Annotated in this window: 13 protein-coding genes; 8 read left to right on the plus strand and 5 right to left on the minus strand. The window is 58.2% G+C overall.

What is annotated here, in order from left to right:
- Positions 1 to 108 precede the first annotated feature (108 nt).
- Positions 109 to 1,290, minus strand: a complete 1,182-nt coding sequence (locus tag DXT74_RS10595) for an MFS transporter (protein WP_194427904.1) — start codon at positions 1,288 to 1,290, stop codon at positions 109 to 111.
- 193 nt (positions 1,291 to 1,483) lie between these two features.
- Here DXT74_RS10595 and DXT74_RS10600 point away from each other — a divergent pair, with 193 nt between their 5' ends.
- Together DXT74_RS10600 and modA are read left to right on the plus strand one after the other, a co-directional pair.
- Entirely contained in the window at positions 1,484 to 2,866 is a 1,383-nt protein-coding gene (locus tag DXT74_RS10600) for a PLP-dependent aminotransferase family protein (RefSeq protein ID WP_194427905.1), read from the plus strand.
- 370 nt (positions 2,867 to 3,236) lie between these two features.
- Positions 3,237 to 3,980 (plus strand): molybdate ABC transporter substrate-binding protein, encoded by a 744-nt coding sequence (gene modA, locus DXT74_RS10605; protein WP_194427906.1) that lies wholly within the window; start codon positions 3,237 to 3,239, stop codon positions 3,978 to 3,980.
- Positions 3,981 to 4,467: 487 nt separating this feature from the next.
- Here modA and DXT74_RS10610 read toward each other — a convergent pair whose 3' ends face one another.
- From DXT74_RS10610 to DXT74_RS10620, 3 genes are all read right to left on the minus strand, one after another.
- Positions 4,468 to 5,007, minus strand: a complete 540-nt coding sequence (locus DXT74_RS10610; RefSeq protein WP_194427907.1) for a hypothetical protein — start codon at positions 5,005 to 5,007, stop codon at positions 4,468 to 4,470.
- Between the two features lie 148 nt (positions 5,008 to 5,155).
- Positions 5,156 to 6,889 (minus strand): hypothetical protein, encoded by a 1,734-nt coding sequence (locus tag DXT74_RS10615; protein ID WP_194427908.1) that lies wholly within the window; start codon positions 6,887 to 6,889, stop codon positions 5,156 to 5,158.
- On the minus strand, positions 6,886 to 8,640 hold the full coding sequence (locus DXT74_RS10620) for a hypothetical protein (RefSeq protein ID WP_194427909.1): 1,755 nt from the start codon (positions 8,638 to 8,640) through the stop codon (positions 6,886 to 6,888). Before DXT74_RS10620 ends, DXT74_RS10615 begins: the two co-directional genes overlap by 4 nt.
- A 414-nt stretch (positions 8,641 to 9,054) precedes the next feature.
- Here DXT74_RS10620 and DXT74_RS10625 point away from each other — a divergent pair, with 414 nt between their 5' ends.
- The gene (locus tag DXT74_RS10625) at positions 9,055 to 9,504 is read left to right on the plus strand and encodes a hypothetical protein (protein WP_194427910.1); all 450 of its coding nucleotides are present in this window, start codon (positions 9,055 to 9,057) and stop codon (positions 9,502 to 9,504) included.
- A gap of 219 nt (positions 9,505 to 9,723) precedes the next feature.
- Here DXT74_RS10625 and DXT74_RS10630 read toward each other — a convergent pair whose 3' ends face one another.
- Positions 9,724 to 11,508 carry an acyl-CoA dehydrogenase C-terminal domain-containing protein gene (locus tag DXT74_RS10630; RefSeq protein ID WP_043633338.1) on the minus strand — a complete coding sequence of 595 codons (1,785 nt, stop codon included), beginning with the start codon at positions 11,506 to 11,508 and terminating at the stop codon, positions 9,724 to 9,726.
- A gap of 196 nt (positions 11,509 to 11,704) precedes the next feature.
- On the opposite strand from DXT74_RS10630, the gene DXT74_RS10635 reads away from it, so the two are divergent.
- The 5 genes from DXT74_RS10635 (at position 11,705) to DXT74_RS10655 (ending at position 16,889) form a co-directional block, all read left to right on the plus strand.
- The gene (locus tag DXT74_RS10635; RefSeq protein WP_019100393.1) at positions 11,705 to 12,256 is read left to right on the plus strand and encodes a DUF2062 domain-containing protein; all 552 of its coding nucleotides are present in this window, start codon (positions 11,705 to 11,707) and stop codon (positions 12,254 to 12,256) included.
- A 9-nt stretch (positions 12,257 to 12,265) separates the two neighbouring features.
- Positions 12,266 to 12,823: an NUDIX domain-containing protein gene (locus tag DXT74_RS10640; protein ID WP_043633343.1), complete on the plus strand. Its 558-nt coding sequence runs from the start codon at positions 12,266 to 12,268 to the stop codon at positions 12,821 to 12,823.
- On the plus strand, positions 12,810 to 13,127 hold the full coding sequence (locus tag DXT74_RS10645; RefSeq protein WP_081545720.1) for a PilZ domain-containing protein: 318 nt from the start codon (positions 12,810 to 12,812) through the stop codon (positions 13,125 to 13,127). The genes DXT74_RS10640 and DXT74_RS10645 overlap by 14 nt, the downstream gene beginning before the upstream one ends.
- A gap of 400 nt (positions 13,128 to 13,527) precedes the next feature.
- The gene (locus tag DXT74_RS10650) at positions 13,528 to 15,456 is read left to right on the plus strand and encodes a PrkA family serine protein kinase (RefSeq protein WP_043633347.1); all 1,929 of its coding nucleotides are present in this window, start codon (positions 13,528 to 13,530) and stop codon (positions 15,454 to 15,456) included.
- A gap of 149 nt (positions 15,457 to 15,605) precedes the next feature.
- The gene (locus tag DXT74_RS10655; protein WP_043633352.1) at positions 15,606 to 16,889 is read left to right on the plus strand and encodes a YeaH/YhbH family protein; all 1,284 of its coding nucleotides are present in this window, start codon (positions 15,606 to 15,608) and stop codon (positions 16,887 to 16,889) included.
- Positions 16,890 to 16,924 lie beyond the last annotated feature (35 nt).

Raw genomic sequence — 16,924 nt, forward strand, 5'->3', positions numbered from 1 at the left:
AGTGGCTAACAAATTCCTGATGCTGCGTTGCGCCGACTTGCCATACTCAAGTACTGCCTGCGCCGGCGCGTCTTGCCTCAGCCGTAACACTGATTTTTGTTAGCCGCTCTAATCGCGCCGGCTGGCCGCCGCCAAGGCGGGGAAAGCGGCGCTTGCCGCCGCGCTCCGTCCAATCGCCCGGGCAACCAGGGCCGCGCCGGCGGCCAGCGCCAGGCCGAACAGCAGCAAGGCCATGGGCGCGCCCAGGCGGTCCACTAGCAAGCCGGTGAAGATCACCGGCAGGCTGAAGCCGATATAGGCCAACAGGAAGAAACCGGCGCTGGCGCGTGGTTTTTCCGCGCCGGCCAGCGCGTTTACCGCGGACAAGCCGCCCAGATAAGTGAAGCCGTAGCAGGAGCTGCTCGCGCCCAGCGCGCCCAAGAGCACCGCCGCCAGCGAACCCTGAGTCGCGCCCCACGCCAGCAAGGCGTAGCTGGGCGGCAGCACCAACATGCCCAGGCGGGCGGTCCGGCTGGGCGGCATCGCGCGGGCCAGCGGCTGGAACAGCAGGCCGCAGCTGATCACGGTGAAGGTGGAAAAACCGGACCAGCGCGCCAGCCCATGCGCGGCCAATACCGACGGCAATAAGGCGATCACCAGCCCCACCGCGGCCCAGGCCAACAGGATGGCGCAGCCGAAAGGCAGGCTGCCGGCCGGGAAATAGGGCGGGCGCAGCATGGGCGTATGGCGGCCGCGCGGCGCCGGGTCCGGCAGCCCGGCCACCGCCAGCAGGGCCGTTCCGGCCAACGCCAAGTGCAGCCAGAAGCTGGCCGGCGTCAGCGTGCTCTGCCACAGCAGGCACAAGCTGGTCAGCGCCGCGCCCAAGCCAAAGCCCAGCGACGTGCTGGCCGTCACCCACAGCGTGGCGCGGCGGTCGTCCGGCTCCGCCATCAATTCCCCCATATAAGCGGCGCCGGCGGCGGAAGCCAGCGCGGTGCCGCAGCCCAGCAGAAAGCGCGCCATGGCCAAGGCCTCCAGCCGCGGCCACAGCGCCATGACGGCGGTGGCCAGCATTGCCAGCGTTAGCGCCGCCAGGATCAACGGTTTGCGCCCCAGCCGGTCCGGCAGGCCGCCCAGCGCTAGCAGCACCGGCAACACTCCCAGCACGTAGGCGGAAAACGCGGTGGCGGTGGCCGCCGCGCCCTGGCCGGCCAGCTGCGCGTAAGCGGTGTACAGCGGCGCTTGCAGGTTCACCGCGCAAGTGATCAGGCACAGGCCGAAGGCCAGCCGGGCAGGGTGGCGCGTGTTCATATCGCCTCCGGGAATAAAAAAGACACGGGGGGACAATCAGTGTGGGCGAACAGTGGAACAGTCATAAGCTATGGCCTGGCGATGAAAAGGGTGCGACACGCCACTATCCGGCCGCTCCATGACGACAACAAGTGACAGCGGCGGCCATTTGCGCTTAACTGTTTGCTCATTATCAGCAAACAGTGAGCCCGCCATGCGGCTAGAACTCGACCGCGCCAGCCGGCAGCCGCTGGCGCAGCAAATCGCCGATCAACTGCGCGCCTGGATACGGCGCAGCCGCGTCCGCCCTGGCACCCGGCTGCCCTCCATCCGCCAACTGGCCAAGGAACAGCAACTCAGCCAGTCCTGCGTGATCGACGCCTACGACCGGCTGGTGGCGCTGGGCCTGCTGGAATCGCGCCACGGCGCCGGCTTCTTCGTGGCCGCGCCGCCGGGCCGCGAAGAAAGCGAATGGCGGGAAACCATGGAGCCGGCCTGGGGCCAGTTCAGCGACAGCGGCGAGCAGTTGAAGCTGGGCTGCGGCTGGGTGCCGGACAGCTGGGGCGACCAGGAAGAACTGGGCTACGCCATACGCCACATCACCCGCTGCCAGCCGGCGGACCTGTTCGACTACAGTACCCCGCTGGGCCTGCCGGCCTTGCGCCGGCAACTACAGCAGCGGCTGCGCCAGATCGACATCCATGTGGAGCAAGAGCAAATCCTCACCACCAACGGCGGCAGCCACGCGCTGGACCTGCTGGCGCGCGCGCTGCTCAAGCCCGGCGACACCGTGCTGGTGGAAAGCCCCGGCTACTACAATCTGTTCAACCTGCTGAAATTCCACGGCGTAGAAATGCTGGCGGTGCCGCGCGCCGGCAACGGGCCGGACCTGGCGGCGCTGGAAGCCATCCTGGCCCGACATCGGCCCAAATGCCTGTTCATCAACAGCCTGTTCCACAACCCCACCGGCACCTGTTTGACGCCGGCGGTGGCGCACCGCCTGCTGCAACTGGCTGAGGCCCACGATTTCCTGATTGTGGAAGACGATATCTACGCGGATTTTCAGAACCACCCCGGCGTGCGCCTGGCGGCGCTGGATTCGCTGCGGCGGGTGATCTACGTATCCAGCTTCTCCAAAACCCTCAGCTGCTCGCTGCGCGTCGGCTATGTGCTGGCCCAGCCGGAGCTGATCCGCCAGCTAGCCAATATCAAGATGTACACCGGCATCGGCACCCAGCGCTTTGCGGAATGCGTGGTGGCCCAGCTTTTGTCCAGCGGCGCTTACCGCAAGCTGACGCAAAGGCTGCGGCTGCGGCTGAACCGGCAAATGGCCGCCACGCTGCAAACGCTGGAAGCCAACGGCTGGCAAGTGTTCGCGGAGCCGCAGGGCGGCATGTTCGTCTGGGCGCGCACCGGCCGCCACAGCTTTAAGGAAATGCAGGCGGAAGCCGCCAAGCGCGGAATCCTGTTGTCGCCGGGCAGCGGCTTCATGCCCGGCGGCGAGGATAACGATTGGCTGCGGATCAATGTGGCTTATGCCGGCGATGCGCGGGCGCTTGGGTTTTTTGAGGGGCTGGAGAGCCCGCAGGCTGGATGATGATTTGGAAGGTTAGTTACGTTTCTTGGCCGGAGCAGTCACATGAAAAGTACGTTGGCATCGATGGCTGCTTGTGAATAAGCCGTCTGATCTAACTGTCCTTAGAACCTGTTTACGATCTCGCGAGCTAAGGCGAGACAAGGCGAAAACGAGCGAAAAAGCGGAATGTACAGGTGGTACATGAGCATTTTGAGTTGGTACTCACCGTGCAACGCTTCACGACGCGCAGCAGATCGTAAACAGATTCTTAGGCCAGGGGCAGCCCAGTGTCGCGCCGTCTGGCTTCACATGGTCTACTAGGTTTTGTCGCCGGTTCATATTGTCTACAGCACATGTCCTATGCTGAATTGTTGGTGCTTGGGAGCATGAGATGTCGAAGATATTGGCGATGTGGCTGTTGGTTTGCATGTCTGCCATCGCCTATGCCGAGCAGGTGAGGGTGGCCGCTGCCAGCAATACGGAACCGGCTTTGGGCGAGATCATCAGGCGCTTCTCCGCGGAAACGGGCGTCGGTGTCGATGTCACATATGGCCCGTCGGTGGCGCTGGCCTCGCAAATCGCCAACGGCGCGGAATTTGAGATTTATCTGTCGTCGAGCGAGGAATACACTCGGCGGCTGAGGGCGCTGGGCCGTTGTTTGAGCGAGCCGCGCATTTATGCTTTGGGATCGTTGGTGCTGTGGTCATTGGATGCGGATTTTCGCAGCGACCATTGGCTGGAGTGGCTGCGAGATGGTCATGGCACAATCGTGTTACCTGATCCGGAGGCTAGTATTTATGGCCAGACCGTCTTGTATAGTTTGAACCACTATCAATTGGCCGAACGGCTGCGGCCGCGCTTCGTCCGAGTGCCGGATGTGGCGCACGCAGCGGAGTGGATTGCATCCGGCAAGGCCTCGGGCGGCTTTGTCTCAAAATCCCAAGTGCTGAAGTATTCCAATCTGGGCAAGGGGCACTGGGTGGAAATCCCGGCGGAGACCTACCCACCGATCAAACAGACCGCCGCGTTGCTGACGCCTGCGGCCAACCATCCAGCGGCCAGAAAACTGTACGAGCAACTGTTCGATCCGGGGTCGCAGAAAATTTGGAGTAAGTACGGGTATGGTAAGCCATGATGCGTCGGGTGTCGCTTCGAGCGGCTAACAAAACCTGTCGATAAATCGTAGACAGATCAATGAGAAAGCCAGCTTGAGCAAGCCGTAATGCGCATCCTGAATTACTCCGGGATTTATAGTCACATCAAATGACTGCTTGGGCTGACCCGGTGCTTGTAGGCAATCCTGCCCTATGATTGGCCGGTAGTGCGCCTTCACTCGAACCCAAGATGGCCGGTATGTGCTCCTGAGCAGACGCTCACAGCAGATAGGGTGGCAGACCGCATTGGCCGAGAAGCAGCCTTCTCTATATCTGGCGCGTAGATAGCGTGGCTAAGGGAAGTAAGGCCGGCGTATGCCCACCGGCGCGGCGCAGACCTTGCTGCGGGTAGCGGTGCAGCACCCGGAAGCGCTGCGGGAACTGAAGTCCATCTAAGCTTGTGTCTGAATAGGAAACAGCCTCTCGTTTGAGAGGCTATTCTGTTTTATGGTGTTGCGGTCAAAAAGCTTACAGGGATTTAGCTCGTTTCTTAGGAGCACTTTGGCCAGGGCAGTTGCCGTCTTCGGAGGCTTCGATGATTCCATTTGCCATTGAGCAAAATTTTCCTCCCATGGACAAAATATTATTGAATTCTGTTGGGTACCAATACGTTGCTACAACTTCTAACGGAGTTGAGGCCGGTAGTGGCTTCGGAGCTTGGCTTACCGTGTATTTGCCAGCAACGACCTCTCCGTAAATCAAACATTCACCAGACTTGACTTTGTAGAGTTCTGCCTCGTTTCGGGACGCCGCGTTAATTTTCCAGATGGCTTGCGCACCGTTAGCCGTTTCCGTGTAAACCGCGATAGAAGTCAAAACCAGCCCCTTCGCAGGGATGGCAACGGACTTGTTTGCCGACCTATAGCTATCTACTGAGAAGCAGACTTTTCCTGCCCCCATATTCCTGGCAGTGATAACGCCTTGGTAAAGAGATGAAGCGCAGGCGTCGAGGGCGGCCGCACCAATAATCATGCCGCCAAGGAGTGAAAGTAGGGCGTTTGCGTACATTCTTTGACCTTTAAGGTAACGGCTGGATCCCGTACGCCTCAAACCGGTCGTCCAAAATATGTTTTCTTCAGACCAGAAAATAGAATCTAGGCTGAGATCAAATCAGCACATTCAACGGATTAATAAAATAGGATATGGCTCCCTTTTATTATGAACCAGTTACAAACTCCTGAACCTGATCTCCATCCTCTGGTTTGAACAGTCCTTCCAAGAGATGAAGTGGTAGTGGAAGGCGATAATGGCGGCAGGCAACCACGATTAGCGGCCACCAACCAAACTTCACCGCCGATAACTCTTGAAAATGTGGTGAGTGTTTACATTCGCCGAAGACCTGTGACAGAAATTCTTCTTTTGGTCGGTTGATGGCAAGGTTTGCTAGCGCAGCTCCGTGACTATTGGTATTCATATAGAAGTGTGCTTCGGAGCTGTTATCCGGATACCAGAACTGATATGTGCAGTGCTGCAATATATCCTGCTTCATCGCGGCCACTTTACTGTATGTAGTTTCGTCATCAAGAAGCGCGGCCCACAGTGCAATTGATGGGTAAAGGATGCTGGCACTTGTTGCATTTTTTCGATAATCACCGTCAGTCGATTTTGGGTGCTCAAGGAGGTCGCTGTAGGCGTGCAGCACGCAGGGGTATTTTCCGTTAGACTCGTAGGAAAATCTCGCACGTTCCAACATCTTCCCAAGCCAGTTTATGATAAAGCTACGATTATTACCGATAGTCACAAGAAGCGAAACTGCGATAAAGATGTCGATCGTTTGATCATCCTTGGCTGGCAGCAGCAACGCGGGATTGTTAGCAATCAGTTTCTTCACTGCTTCTGCATACATCTGTGCCTCGTGCAGCCTTGCTTCCTTCAGATCCTTTTCCTCGGCGGTGCAGTGCATCGCTCCCCAATAGGCCCAGATGCCATCCGTTCCAAGCCGCCCTAGGAGATCGAAGAGTTTGAGGTTGATATCAAGACTGCACGAGCCTCGTATCGCAATCGATACAGCGTGTAGCTTGTCGGCAAAGGGCAGGACATTCTTGCCAAGAAATTCGCTGCAAATATGATTGTATACTGTGAATATTGAAATGAAAGCCGTATTAAAAGCTCGTGATGTTTTATTTTTCTTGCCTGCATAGGGGCGGATGATGTTCCAAGCATGCAGCAGGGTGAATTCACTGGTCAGGTACGCCGACTCCATATTTGCTGTCTCTCGCGCCCAAGCAAACAAGATCCATAAGCAAATACTCATCTGCCGAATAGCTGTCACACGTTCTGCATCTTTTAGTGTTTCTACATTCGAGAGTGCTCGGATTAGCGCGGCAAAATGGCGGTAGGAGATTTCGGGTTCGTCGAGCATTGCGAGAGATTTGCGAAGGAGTGAACGCGCATGCTCGGGTAGCAAATCTTCGCGCAAGAAACTTGATTGAATATAAGCGGCTAACTTGTCCCCGTTCCATTCTTCAAAGCTGATGTTGACTTTCGTATTTTTCGCAATATATCCAGTGAGCAGTGGGCGCACCTGCTCTTGGACATCTCCTCCAACGGTTATGCAGATAACAACGTCTTTTTTTCGGTGTTCTGCTGGTAGTCGGTTCGGAATATAAGAGTCTAGAATCTCATTGAGAGATGGACGTAGCGACTGCTCGGAATCCCCGTCCCATCCACGTCGCGTAAGGTCTCCAGGCTTGATCGAGAACAGGTAAACCTTCTCCGCGCCTCCATCAAGTTTGCCAACTGCACCGACATCCACGCCGTCCTGGCGTGTTCCCCTTGCAGGACGTGAATAGACGTTCAGACCAAGCTGACTCAGTAAGTCAGGAAGGACTGCATCTAACTCGCCACGTTCTTTAAGGGAGGAAAGATATTCCTTGATAATGAGTTTCATGTGCGAAACCTTTCCAGACGGAAGACTCGTAACATGTAGTTAAGGCCGTAAGGGTCGATATCGTCCATGCGCGGGAGTTCCATCGAAACACCATGACTAATCAGAGGTGTTTCCATGCGGTGTGGTGGCTCGTTGACACCCGCATGGATGTAGTCGATGGACTTATTTCCATAAAGCAGTGTGCTGCGTGAAAAGAGATTGAGGAAAATAGACTTCTTCTCAGCGGCCTTCATGGATTCAGCCATCACCTCGGACATGTGGCGGCGATAGGACTCGCGCTGAGACTGGCCTGCATATAACGCAGGTAATTCGGGAACTGCACGCAGAGCTTCCTGATACTGGTCAATAGTCGCAAGGGCATCCTCAATGGTTTCCTTGACCTTGCCACACTCGTGCCCCATTTGCTTCTCGACATAGTCGCGCATGCTACCGGGGTAATTAAGAAGTAGCGGATCAAGCAACAGCTCTTTGAGCGCATCTAGGGTTTCATCATCCGGAGCGTGGCGCATGAGTGAAATAACAACGCTCGCCGCTGTTACCGGCCACATGAAGAGATAGCCTATCGCTTTGCGTGCGATGAAAAAAAAATGGATGTAGTCGTCAGGCTTAAGCTCGGCAGCATTAATCTCAATGACAAGATCATTGGTATGGGCAATGCCGACGATATCATGGACGGCTTCGCAAAGTACTCGTTCACCGCGCAGGAGCCATCGAGTCATTACTTTGCCCATAAGTGTAGTGTTTTTACGGATGGCATTTGTGACTCTATCGAGAATTTCGAGCTCGAACTCCCCGTCGTGCATTACAAGTAGTTCTTCTAGAAAGCGCAAAGCTTCTTCCGGATCGTTCTGCGTTAGCAAATAGGCGACCCCATAGTCAATATTTTTAAGTGTGCCAGTATTTCCCGGCTTGACTCTTTTCAGGTGCGTGAACAGTAACTGAAGAAATGAACCCGGAAGATCTTCCGTATTGAGCCTCAGCAACTCGGATGCTGCATGCAGGGTGTATTCATCACCTTTAGTAAGCGCTGTGTCGATCAGTGTGACACACTGCTCTTCAAGCATTTTGTCATGCTGGAAGATTGCGAAGGTAGATTTAACAGCACTTCCGAGGAGGCCGTCGTCCATCTCTGTCTCGAGCACCTGATTAAGTACCACGATCAGGCTATCTGGTACGCTTGCTCCTTTCGGCCAATGGATCCTTCCTACTGCAAATACAGCATGCCTGCGAACTTTGATGTCCAAGTGGAAAATGAAGCTCAGGAGCTGAGTGAGGTAATACGAATTATCAAGCTGTGACCCAGCGGCGATAGTCGCTGTTAGCATTTCTACCAGTGTGTCGGGATCCGCTTCGATTAGCTTGAGCGCTTCGCGTGGGCGCTCTGGATCTTTCGCACAGAACTCTATGTAGCCGCTGAAGATACTTCCTGCCGCCAAATCCTGCCCTGCCTCATGACAAAGCTGGAGGACGCAACGCATAACGGGGCCTACTGGCGCACTCAGATGTGGCAGTGCCTGTTCGAATACATGACGGGTTAGGAAGAAATCCGGACAGCTAGGGGTGTTGTTTTTTAAATCTCCAAACGTTGCCACAATGTCCACCAGCCCTTCATTATGGAGGGCTGCTAGTTCATGGGCGAGATCACTGCGGTCCTCACGCGTGGCCAATGAGCAATCGTAAACCACTTGCAGGAAATTTCCGGCCCTTGCTCCGGTCAAGAGCCGCCCCCTCAATGAACTTCCATTTCTCATCTTCACTCATCCCGGAATGACACGCTTTTGGCATATAACGATTTATCCGATGATGATAGCACTACAACCTGCCTTGCCTAGTTGCGGTGGCGCGCTAATGTCAGCTAAGGGGTGAAAGCGGCAGTAGCTACCAACCACTACGACCGTTTCTTCGGCCGAGAAGCCGCCCCTTCTCCATCTGCGCGTAGCGCGTAGATAGTTACGCAAATACACGATCCCAAAAGCGGCCTCCAAGACTTGACCCCCGTCCCCCTCTAAGCAACAATCCCTCCGTGCCGTTTCATCCCGGCACTGGGCCGTGAGAACCCATCGACTGCAGGCGAGGTGCTGTTTTCAGCACGTTTTCCAAACTTGCGTTGTGTCTGCCTGACCGGCAGCCGCTGGTTTTCACGCACTTCTAGCAAGAGGTTGCCCATGTCTGATTTCTCTAAACCCCGCCGTTCCCGCTACCGTTTCCCCTCCAGCGAAGCCAAAGACCTCCGTCTGCCCTTTGTCCGCCGCGTGCCGGGCCGCACTTATCCGCATTATTGGCAGCCGGCCGAGCCCCAGGATTATTTCGAGGCTTGCGCCATTGGCCGGCAGTACGCAGCGCATATGGCGCAGTTGTTGAAGTGCAACCGTCAGCATGCGGCGCGCGGGCTGTTGTTCCGGATTGCCAGCGATATGGATTTTGCCGACAAGAGCTACCGCATCGGTCTGTGCAAGGGCTTCTTCAATTATCTGGAGATGCTGCTGAACCTGGCGGTGGAGCGGGTGGATCTGGCCCAGCATGTGGAGGCGGTGCAGCAGCTTTATCTGTGTCTGGAGCAGTTGGCGGAGGCGCAACAGCAGCAGCGGCGCAAGAAGCGCGGACGAGGTCGCTAGCGCGGCGGAGTCGCTCATGAGAAACGGCCCCTAGGGGCCGTTTTTGTTTTCATGCCTTACTGGCAGAGAGCCTGTTTACGATCTCGCAAGCTAAAGCGAGACAAGGCGAAACCGGCGGAGAAAGCGGAATGTACTCGCGGTACATGAGCATTTCGAAGACGGTTTCAATGCCCCTTTCTATCCATCCCGCTGACGCGCGGCAGATCGTAAGCAGGTTCTTTAGAAGGCGAAGTGCTCGTCTTGCAGCTCCATCAAGGGCTTGGCGCCGGCCTTGAGCTTGGCCAGCAGGCTGTGCACTTCCGGGAACAGCTTAGCCATATAGAAGCGGCCGGTCAGGATCTTGGCCTGGTAGAAGCCGTCTTCGCCGCCGCCCAGCTTGGAATGAGCCACTTCCGCCATTTGCGCCCACAGCCAGGCGTAGCTGAGGTGGCCGATCAGGCGCAGGTAGTCGGTGGCGGCCGCGCCGGCTTCGTCGCGGTTCTGCATGCCGGCCATGCCGATGCCCATGGTCACTTCGCCCACGTCTTTCAGCAGCTTGGACAGCGGGGCCACGTAGTCGGCCAGTTTGTCGTTGCCTTCATTGGCCTGGCAGAACTTATGGATTTGCTTGGTGAACTTGCGCAGCTTCTGGCCTTGGTCCATCAGCACTTTGCGGCCCAAGAGGTCGATGGCTTGGATGCCGTTGGTGCCTTCGTAGATCTGGGAGATGCGGCAGTCGCGCACTAGTTGTTCCATGCCCCATTCGCGGATGTAGCCGTGGCCGCCGAACACTTGCATGCCCAGGTTGGCGGCTTCGTAGCCGTTGTCGGTCATGAAGGCCTTGGCCACCGGGGTGAGCAGGGCCACGAGGTCGGCGGCGTCCTGGCGGGCGTCGGCGTCCGGGTGTTTGTCTTCGATGTCCAGTTGCAACGCCAGCAGGGTGGTCAGCGCGCGGCCGGCTTCGGTGTAGGCTTTCTGGGTGAGCAGCATGCGGCGCACGTCCGGGTGGACGATGATGGGGTCCGCCGGCTTGTCCGGGCATTTGTCGCCGGTCAGCGAGCGCATTTGCAGGCGTTCGCGCGCATAGGCCAGCGCGCCCTGGAAGGAGGCTTCGCCTATGCCCAGGCCTTGCATGCCGCAGCCCAGGCGGGCGGCGTTCATCATGGTGAACATGCATGACAGGCCCTTGTTGGGTTCGCCAATCAGATAGCCCTTGGCACCGTCCAGGTTGATCACCGCGGTGGCGTTGGCCTTGATGCCCATTTTGTGTTCCAGGCTGCCGCAGGCCACGGCGTTGCGGCTGCCGTCGTCATGAAATTTGGGCACGATGAACAGGGAGATGCCCTTCACGTCCTTGGGCGAGTCCGGCAGACGGGCCAGCACCAGGTGAATGATGTTGTCGGACATATCATGTTCACCGGCGGAGATGAAAATCTTGGTGCCGGTGATGCTGTAGCTGCCGTCGCCGTTGGGTTCGGCGCGGGTTTTGAGCAGGCCCAGGTCGGTGCCGCAGTGCGGTTCGGTCAGGCACATGGTGCCGGTCCAGCTGCCGTCCACCAGTTTGGGCAGGTAGGCCGCTTTTTGCGCTTCGGTTCCGTGGGCATGAATGGCAGAATACGCGCCGTGGGACAGGCCGGGGTACATGGACCAGGCCACGTTGCTGGAGCACTGCATTTCCATGATGGGGAAGCTCAGCGCCTTGGGCATGCCCTGGCCGCCGTAGGCCGGGTCGCAGTCCAGCGTGGGGAAACCCAGTTCACAGTATTGTTGGTAGGCTTCCTTGAAGCCGGGCGGGGTGGTGACGGATTTGGTGGAGCTGTCGTAGTGACAGCCTTCTTCGTCGCCCTGGCGGTTCAGGGGCGCCAGTTCGCTTTCACAGAACTGGGCGGCGGCTTCCAGGTAGGAGCGGAAGATGTCCTGGGTGGCTTCTTCGTAGCCGGGCAGGGTGGGGATGATGTCCTGTACCTTGATCAGCTCGTGGAGCACGAAATCGAAATCCCGCAGCGGGGCTTGGTATGCAGGCATGGGTCTCTCCTGTTGGTTTTGCGCGGCCTGGTCTATCCGGCCAGGTCTGTCGTGTTTGGGTGCGCCCTGCGCTTGGGCGAACAATTCAAACGCTTGTTTAAATTATCGACGTGGCTTTGACAAGCTTTTCGCGTTTTCCCCGCCGCCGAGTGTGGTTTAACGGCAACGAGCGCGCACAAGGATCAAAAAATTCCAGATGACTTGGTTTAGACGCAAGGTACGCAAATGGGTTGCCTACCGGCACCATTGGTTTCAAAAGCCGGGCCTGCGCCGGCTGGCGCCTTACCTGGACCGGCCGGCGTATTGGTCGTTGAACCGCCGCAAGGTGGCGATGGGGGTGGGGGTGGGTTTGTTCGCCGGCCTGATGCCCGGCCCCACGCAAAAGGTGACGGCGGTGGCGTTGGCGTTGTTGATGCGGGTGAATCTGCCTGTGGCGGTGTTGTTCACGCTGTACACTAACCCTTTGACCGTATTGCCGCTGTATTTTCTGGCTTATGCTTATGGCAAGCTTTTACTGGGCAATCCGGCTGCGGGTACAATGACGCCGCCGCCCAATTGGGACCGGATGAGCTTGCCGGATTGGTGGCACGCCTGCCTGAATTGGCTGGCGGAGCTGGGCTGGCCCTTGCTGGTGGGGTTGCCGGCGCTGGGCCTGACCTTTGCCGTGATCGGCTACGCGTTGACGCGGCTGCTGTGGCGCTGGGCGGTGATCAGCGCCTGGAAAAGCAGGCATTGCAGAACACTTTAAGGGGTCATTGTGGATCTGGTTGAAAAGCAGTTGTCGACGGAGCTGGTGTATCAGGGCGGTTTTCTCAAGGTGCATAAAGACGAGGTGGCGCTGCCGGACGGCGCGGCGTCCACGCGCGAATACATTCTGCACCCCGGCGCGGTGGCGGTGCTGGCGCTGACCCCGGACGGCAAGCTGGTGCTGGAGCGCCAGTACCGTTACCCGGCCGGCCGTGAGTTCGTGGAGATTCCCGCCGGCAAGATAGACCCGGACGAAGTGCCGGCGGCCACGGCAAGGCGGGAGCTGCTGGAGGAAACCGGCTACACGGCGGAGCGCTGGACGTATCTGGGCACCGCGTATCCGTGCATTGGCTATTCCAACGAGCGCATCAGTTATTACCTGGCGGAGGGGCTGAGCCAGCAGGGCAGCCGGCTGGACGAGGGCGAATTCCTGGAGGTGCTGGCGGTGCCGGTGGCGCAGGCGATGGAGATGACGCTGAGCGGGGAGATCTGCGACAGCAAGTCCATCGTGGGGCTGCACTGGTTGGCGGCGCATCAGGCCGGGAGGATGCCGGGTGTCGCCGTTTGATCCTTACCGGGATCGACGGCGCGGGCGCCGCATCAGCATGGGCTGCAAGGCCCGCATCCGTTCTTTGATCAGCGGCGAAACCCATTACGGCGAGTGCGTGGATCTGTCGGTGGACGGCATGGCGCTGCGCTCCTCCTTTGTGCCGCAGTTTGGCGAGCGCTTGTCCGTGATTGTGCTGGCGCCGGGCGTGGGCGGTATGCCGGGCAAGCCGCTGGAGGCGGTGGTGGAGGTGAAGCGCTGCAACGAGGTGCAGCGCGGCCGCATCTATGAAATCGGCGTGCGCATCGTGCAGCGCAAAGGCTGATCGCCGCCGTCCGCGCCGGGGCTCCGGCACGTTTTATATTCCCTTCTCTTTTATTCGTCAGGCGGTTTGGTCTAAATCTTCCGATGGCCCCGCAGGAAACGATTGATTACCAAGGCCTTTTTTTGGGGCCGATTTCCGTTTACCCCCGCTTACACGCCGCTCGTCTTCCGTTACAAAAAAAAGCTGGCGGAATTCACCATCCATTTCAAATACTTGTATTGAATCTGGCTCACGATCTCATATTTTGTGTGCAGGCGCGGTTTTGCCCTGCCAAGCTGTGCGTTATGCTATACCCAGAAAAAGAAAGCCGGAAACAATGTGAATACTCTAATTCAGCAAGGGGAGCAGCGGATGCCGCGTGCATGTCGTTTGCGCCTCTGCTACCTGCCAGGAGAGAGCCATGCACCCGGATATCTTCAGTCACTACGCTGCTCGTTACGACAAGACTCGTGAGGAGGAGTACACCATCCAGGAGTACCTGGAGCTCTGCAAGAAAGACCCCGGCGCTTACGCCACCGCCGCAGAGCGCATGCTGGCCGCCATTGGCGAGCCGGAGCTGGTGGACACTCGACATGATTCGCGTCTGTCCCGCATTTTTTCCAACAAAGTCATCAAGGTCTATCCCGCGTTCCGTGATTTCTACGGCACCGAGGAGGTGATCGAACAGGTGGTGTCCTACTTCCGCCACGCCGCGCAAGGCCTGGAAGAGAAGAAGCAGATCCTCTATTTGCTGGGCCCGGTGGGCGGCGGCAAATCGTCCATTGCCGAGAAGCTGAAAGAGCTGATGGAGCTGGTGCCGTTCTATTGCCTGAAAGGCAGCCCGGTCAACGAGTCTCCGCTGGCGCTGTTCAACTACGACGAGGACGGGGCGCTGCTGGAAGAGGAATACGGCATTCCGCGCCGTTATCTGAAAAGCATCCCCAGCCCGTGGGCGGTGAAGCGGCTGCATGAGTTCAACGGCGATATCGGCCAGTTCCGCGTGGTCAAGCGCTATCCGTCCGTGCTCAAGCAGATCGCGGTGGCCAAGACCGAGCCGGGCGACGAGAACAACCAGGACATCTCGTCCCTGGTGGGCAAGGTGGATATCCGCAAGCTGGAGAAATACGCGCAGGACGACCCGGACGCTTACAGCTACTCCGGCGGCTTGTGCCTGGCCAACCAGGGCTTGCTGGAATTCGTGGAGATGTTCAAGGCACCGATCAAGGTCTTGCACCCGCTGCTGACGGCTACCCAGGAAGGCAACTTCAAGGGCACCGAGGGCTTTGGCGCGATTCCGTTTGAAGGCGTGATCCTGGCTCACTCCAACGAGTCCGAGTGGAAGCAGTTCCGCAACAACAAGAACAACGAGGCCTTCCTCGACCGGATTTACATCGTCAAGGTGCCGTATTGCCTGCGCGTGTCGGACGAGATCAAGATCTACGACAAGCTGATCCGCAACTCTTCGCTGGGCCGCGCGCCGTGCGCGCCGGGCACGCTGAAGATGATGGCGCAGTTCGCGGTGCTGTCGCGGCTGAAAGAGCCGGAAAACTCCAGCCTGTTCAGCAAGATGCAGGTGTACGACGGGGACAACCTGAAAGACACGGATCCCAAGGCCAAATCCATCCAGGAATACCGCGATTACGCGGGGGTGGACGAGGGCATGAGCGGCTTGTCCACGCGCTTTGCCTACAAGATCCTGTCCAAGGTGTTCAACTTCGATCACAGCGAAGTGGCCGCCAACCCGGTGCATCTCTTGTACGTGATCGAGCAACAGGTTGAGCGCGAGCAGTTCCCGGCGGAAACGGAGCAGAAGTATCTGACCTTCCTGAAGGAGTACCTGGCGCCCAAGTACGTGGAGTTCATTGGCAAGGAGATTCAAACCGCTTACCTCGAAAGCTACTCCGAGTACGGCCAGAACATCTTCGACCGCTACGTCAGCTTCGCGGACTTCTGGATTCAGGATCAGGAGTATCGCGATCAGGACACCGGCGAGATCTTCGACCGCACTTCCTTGAACGCGGAGCTGGAGAAAATCGAGAAGCCGGCCGGGATTTCCAACCCGAAAGACTTCCGCAACGAGATCGTCAACTTCGTGTTGCGGGCGCGGGCCAACAACGGCGGCAAGAACCCCACCTGGACCAGCTACGAGAAGCTGCGCACGGTCATCGAGAAGAAGATGTTCTCCAACACCGAGGAGCTGTTGCCGGTGATCTCCTTCAACGCCAAGGCCAGTGCCGAGGATGCGAAGAAGCACGAGGACTTCGTCAACCGCATGGTGGAAAAAGGTTACACCGCCAAGCAAGTGCGTCTGTTGTGCGAATGGTATCTGCGAGTGCGCAAGTCCTCGTAAGCCATCGCTGATCCGGCGCCGTCCAGGCGGCGCCGGCAATCGCCCAAGCGGCCGCTGTCGCCGCCGGGCGGTGAATAATATAACAACAGCAAGTCAGGCGGCGGCCGCCAGCGCGCGGCCGCCGCCGGCACAGGCAAAGCGAGGTGCTTATGTCCCACATCATCGATCGGCGCCTCAACGGCAAGAACAAGTCCGCGGTCAACCGCGAACGGTTTCTGCGCCGTTTCAAGGCCCAAATCAAGGAAGCCGTCGCCAAGGCGGTCAAGGGGCGCAGCATTACCGACATCGAGAGCGGAGAGAAGGTCTCGATTCCGGTAAAGGATATTTCCGAACCTGTTTTCCATCATGGCAAGGGCGGCATGACGGAAAACGTGCATCCCGGCAATGAGGAGTTCGTCAAAGGCGACCGCTTGCCGCGGCCGCAAGGCGGCGGGGGAGGCGGCGGCAGCAAGGCCAGCCAGGACGGCGAGGGCGAAGACGATTTTGTGTTCCAGCTGTCGCGCGAAGAGTTCATGAACGTGTTCTTCGACGACCTGGCGCTGCCCAATCTGATCAAGACCCAACTAATGGGCATTGAGGAGATGAAGACGGTGCGCGCCGGCTACACCAACGACGGCACGCCGGCCAACATCAATATCGTGCGCTCGCTGCGCGGCGCACTGGCGCGGCGAGTGGCGATGGCCGCGCCGACGATGGCCACGCTGGGCGACGCGGAGGAGGAACTCGACACCCTGATGGAGGATGACGAGGACAACACGCTGGAAATCCGCGAAAAACGGCAGAGCATCCATCGGCTGCGCGAGCGCATTGCCAGCATCCCGTGGATAGACCCATTCGACCTGCGCTACAACAACCGGGTCAAGCAGCCCAAACCCACCAGCCAGGCGGTGATGTTCTGCATCATGGACGTGTCCGGCTCCATGGACGAGCAGAAGAAGGACATGGCCAAGCGTTTCTTCATCCTGCTTTACCTGTTCCTGCAGCGCAATTACGAAAAGATAGAGGTGGTGTTCATCCGCCACCATACCAGCGCGGTGGAGGTGAGCGAGGAGGATTTCTTCCACTCGCGCGAATCCGGCGGCACCGTGGTGTCTTCGGCGCTCAACCTGATGGCGGAGATCGTCAAGAAGCGCTACGCCGGCAGCGAATGGAACATCTACGCCGCCCAGGCGTCCGACGGCGACAACTGGGACAGCGATTCCGCCAACTGCGGCCGCATCATGGAGGAGGATTTGCTGCCTTACTGCCAGTACTTCGCCTACATTGAGATCACTGAAGGGGAGCCGCAAAACCTCTGGTACGAATACCTGAAGGTACAGGAACGCAACCGCCAGTTCGCAATGCAGAAAATTCGTTCGGCTTCCGACATCTACCCGGTTTTCCGGGAACTGTTCAAGCGTCAGCCGGCCAATAGCCGTGCCGCCACCGCCTGAGAACGTGTTTATGATCTCGCAAGCTAAGGCGAGAC

Source organism: Chromobacterium sp. Rain0013 (assembly GCF_015291765.1).
GTDB lineage: Bacteria > Pseudomonadota > Gammaproteobacteria > Burkholderiales > Chromobacteriaceae > Chromobacterium > Chromobacterium haemolyticum.

Bases quoted from the DNA above. Each gene is read 5' to 3' on its own strand.
- DXT74_RS10625 (WP_194427910.1), top strand. From the start codon at position 9,055: ATGTCTGATTTCTCTAAACCCCGCCGTTCCCGCTACCGTTTCCCCTCC.
- DXT74_RS10610 (WP_194427907.1), bottom strand. From the start codon at position 5,007: ATGTACGCAAACGCCCTACTTTCACTCCTTGGCGGCATGATTATTGGT.
- DXT74_RS10620 (WP_194427909.1), bottom strand. From the start codon at position 8,640: ATGAGAAATGGAAGTTCATTGAGGGGGCGGCTCTTGACCGGAGCAAGG.
- DXT74_RS10655 (WP_043633352.1), top strand. From the start codon at position 15,606: ATGTCCCACATCATCGATCGGCGCCTCAACGGCAAGAACAAGTCCGCG.
- modA (WP_194427906.1), top strand. From the start codon at position 3,237: ATGTCGAAGATATTGGCGATGTGGCTGTTGGTTTGCATGTCTGCCATC.
- DXT74_RS10600 (WP_194427905.1), top strand. From the start codon at position 1,484: ATGCGGCTAGAACTCGACCGCGCCAGCCGGCAGCCGCTGGCGCAGCAA.
- DXT74_RS10635 (WP_019100393.1), top strand. From the start codon at position 11,705: ATGACTTGGTTTAGACGCAAGGTACGCAAATGGGTTGCCTACCGGCAC.
- DXT74_RS10650 (WP_043633347.1), top strand. From the start codon at position 13,528: ATGCACCCGGATATCTTCAGTCACTACGCTGCTCGTTACGACAAGACT.
- DXT74_RS10630 (WP_043633338.1), bottom strand. From the start codon at position 11,508: ATGCCTGCATACCAAGCCCCGCTGCGGGATTTCGATTTCGTGCTCCAC.
- DXT74_RS10615 (WP_194427908.1), bottom strand. From the start codon at position 6,889: ATGAAACTCATTATCAAGGAATATCTTTCCTCCCTTAAAGAACGTGGC.
- DXT74_RS10595 (WP_194427904.1), bottom strand. From the start codon at position 1,290: ATGAACACGCGCCACCCTGCCCGGCTGGCCTTCGGCCTGTGCCTGATC.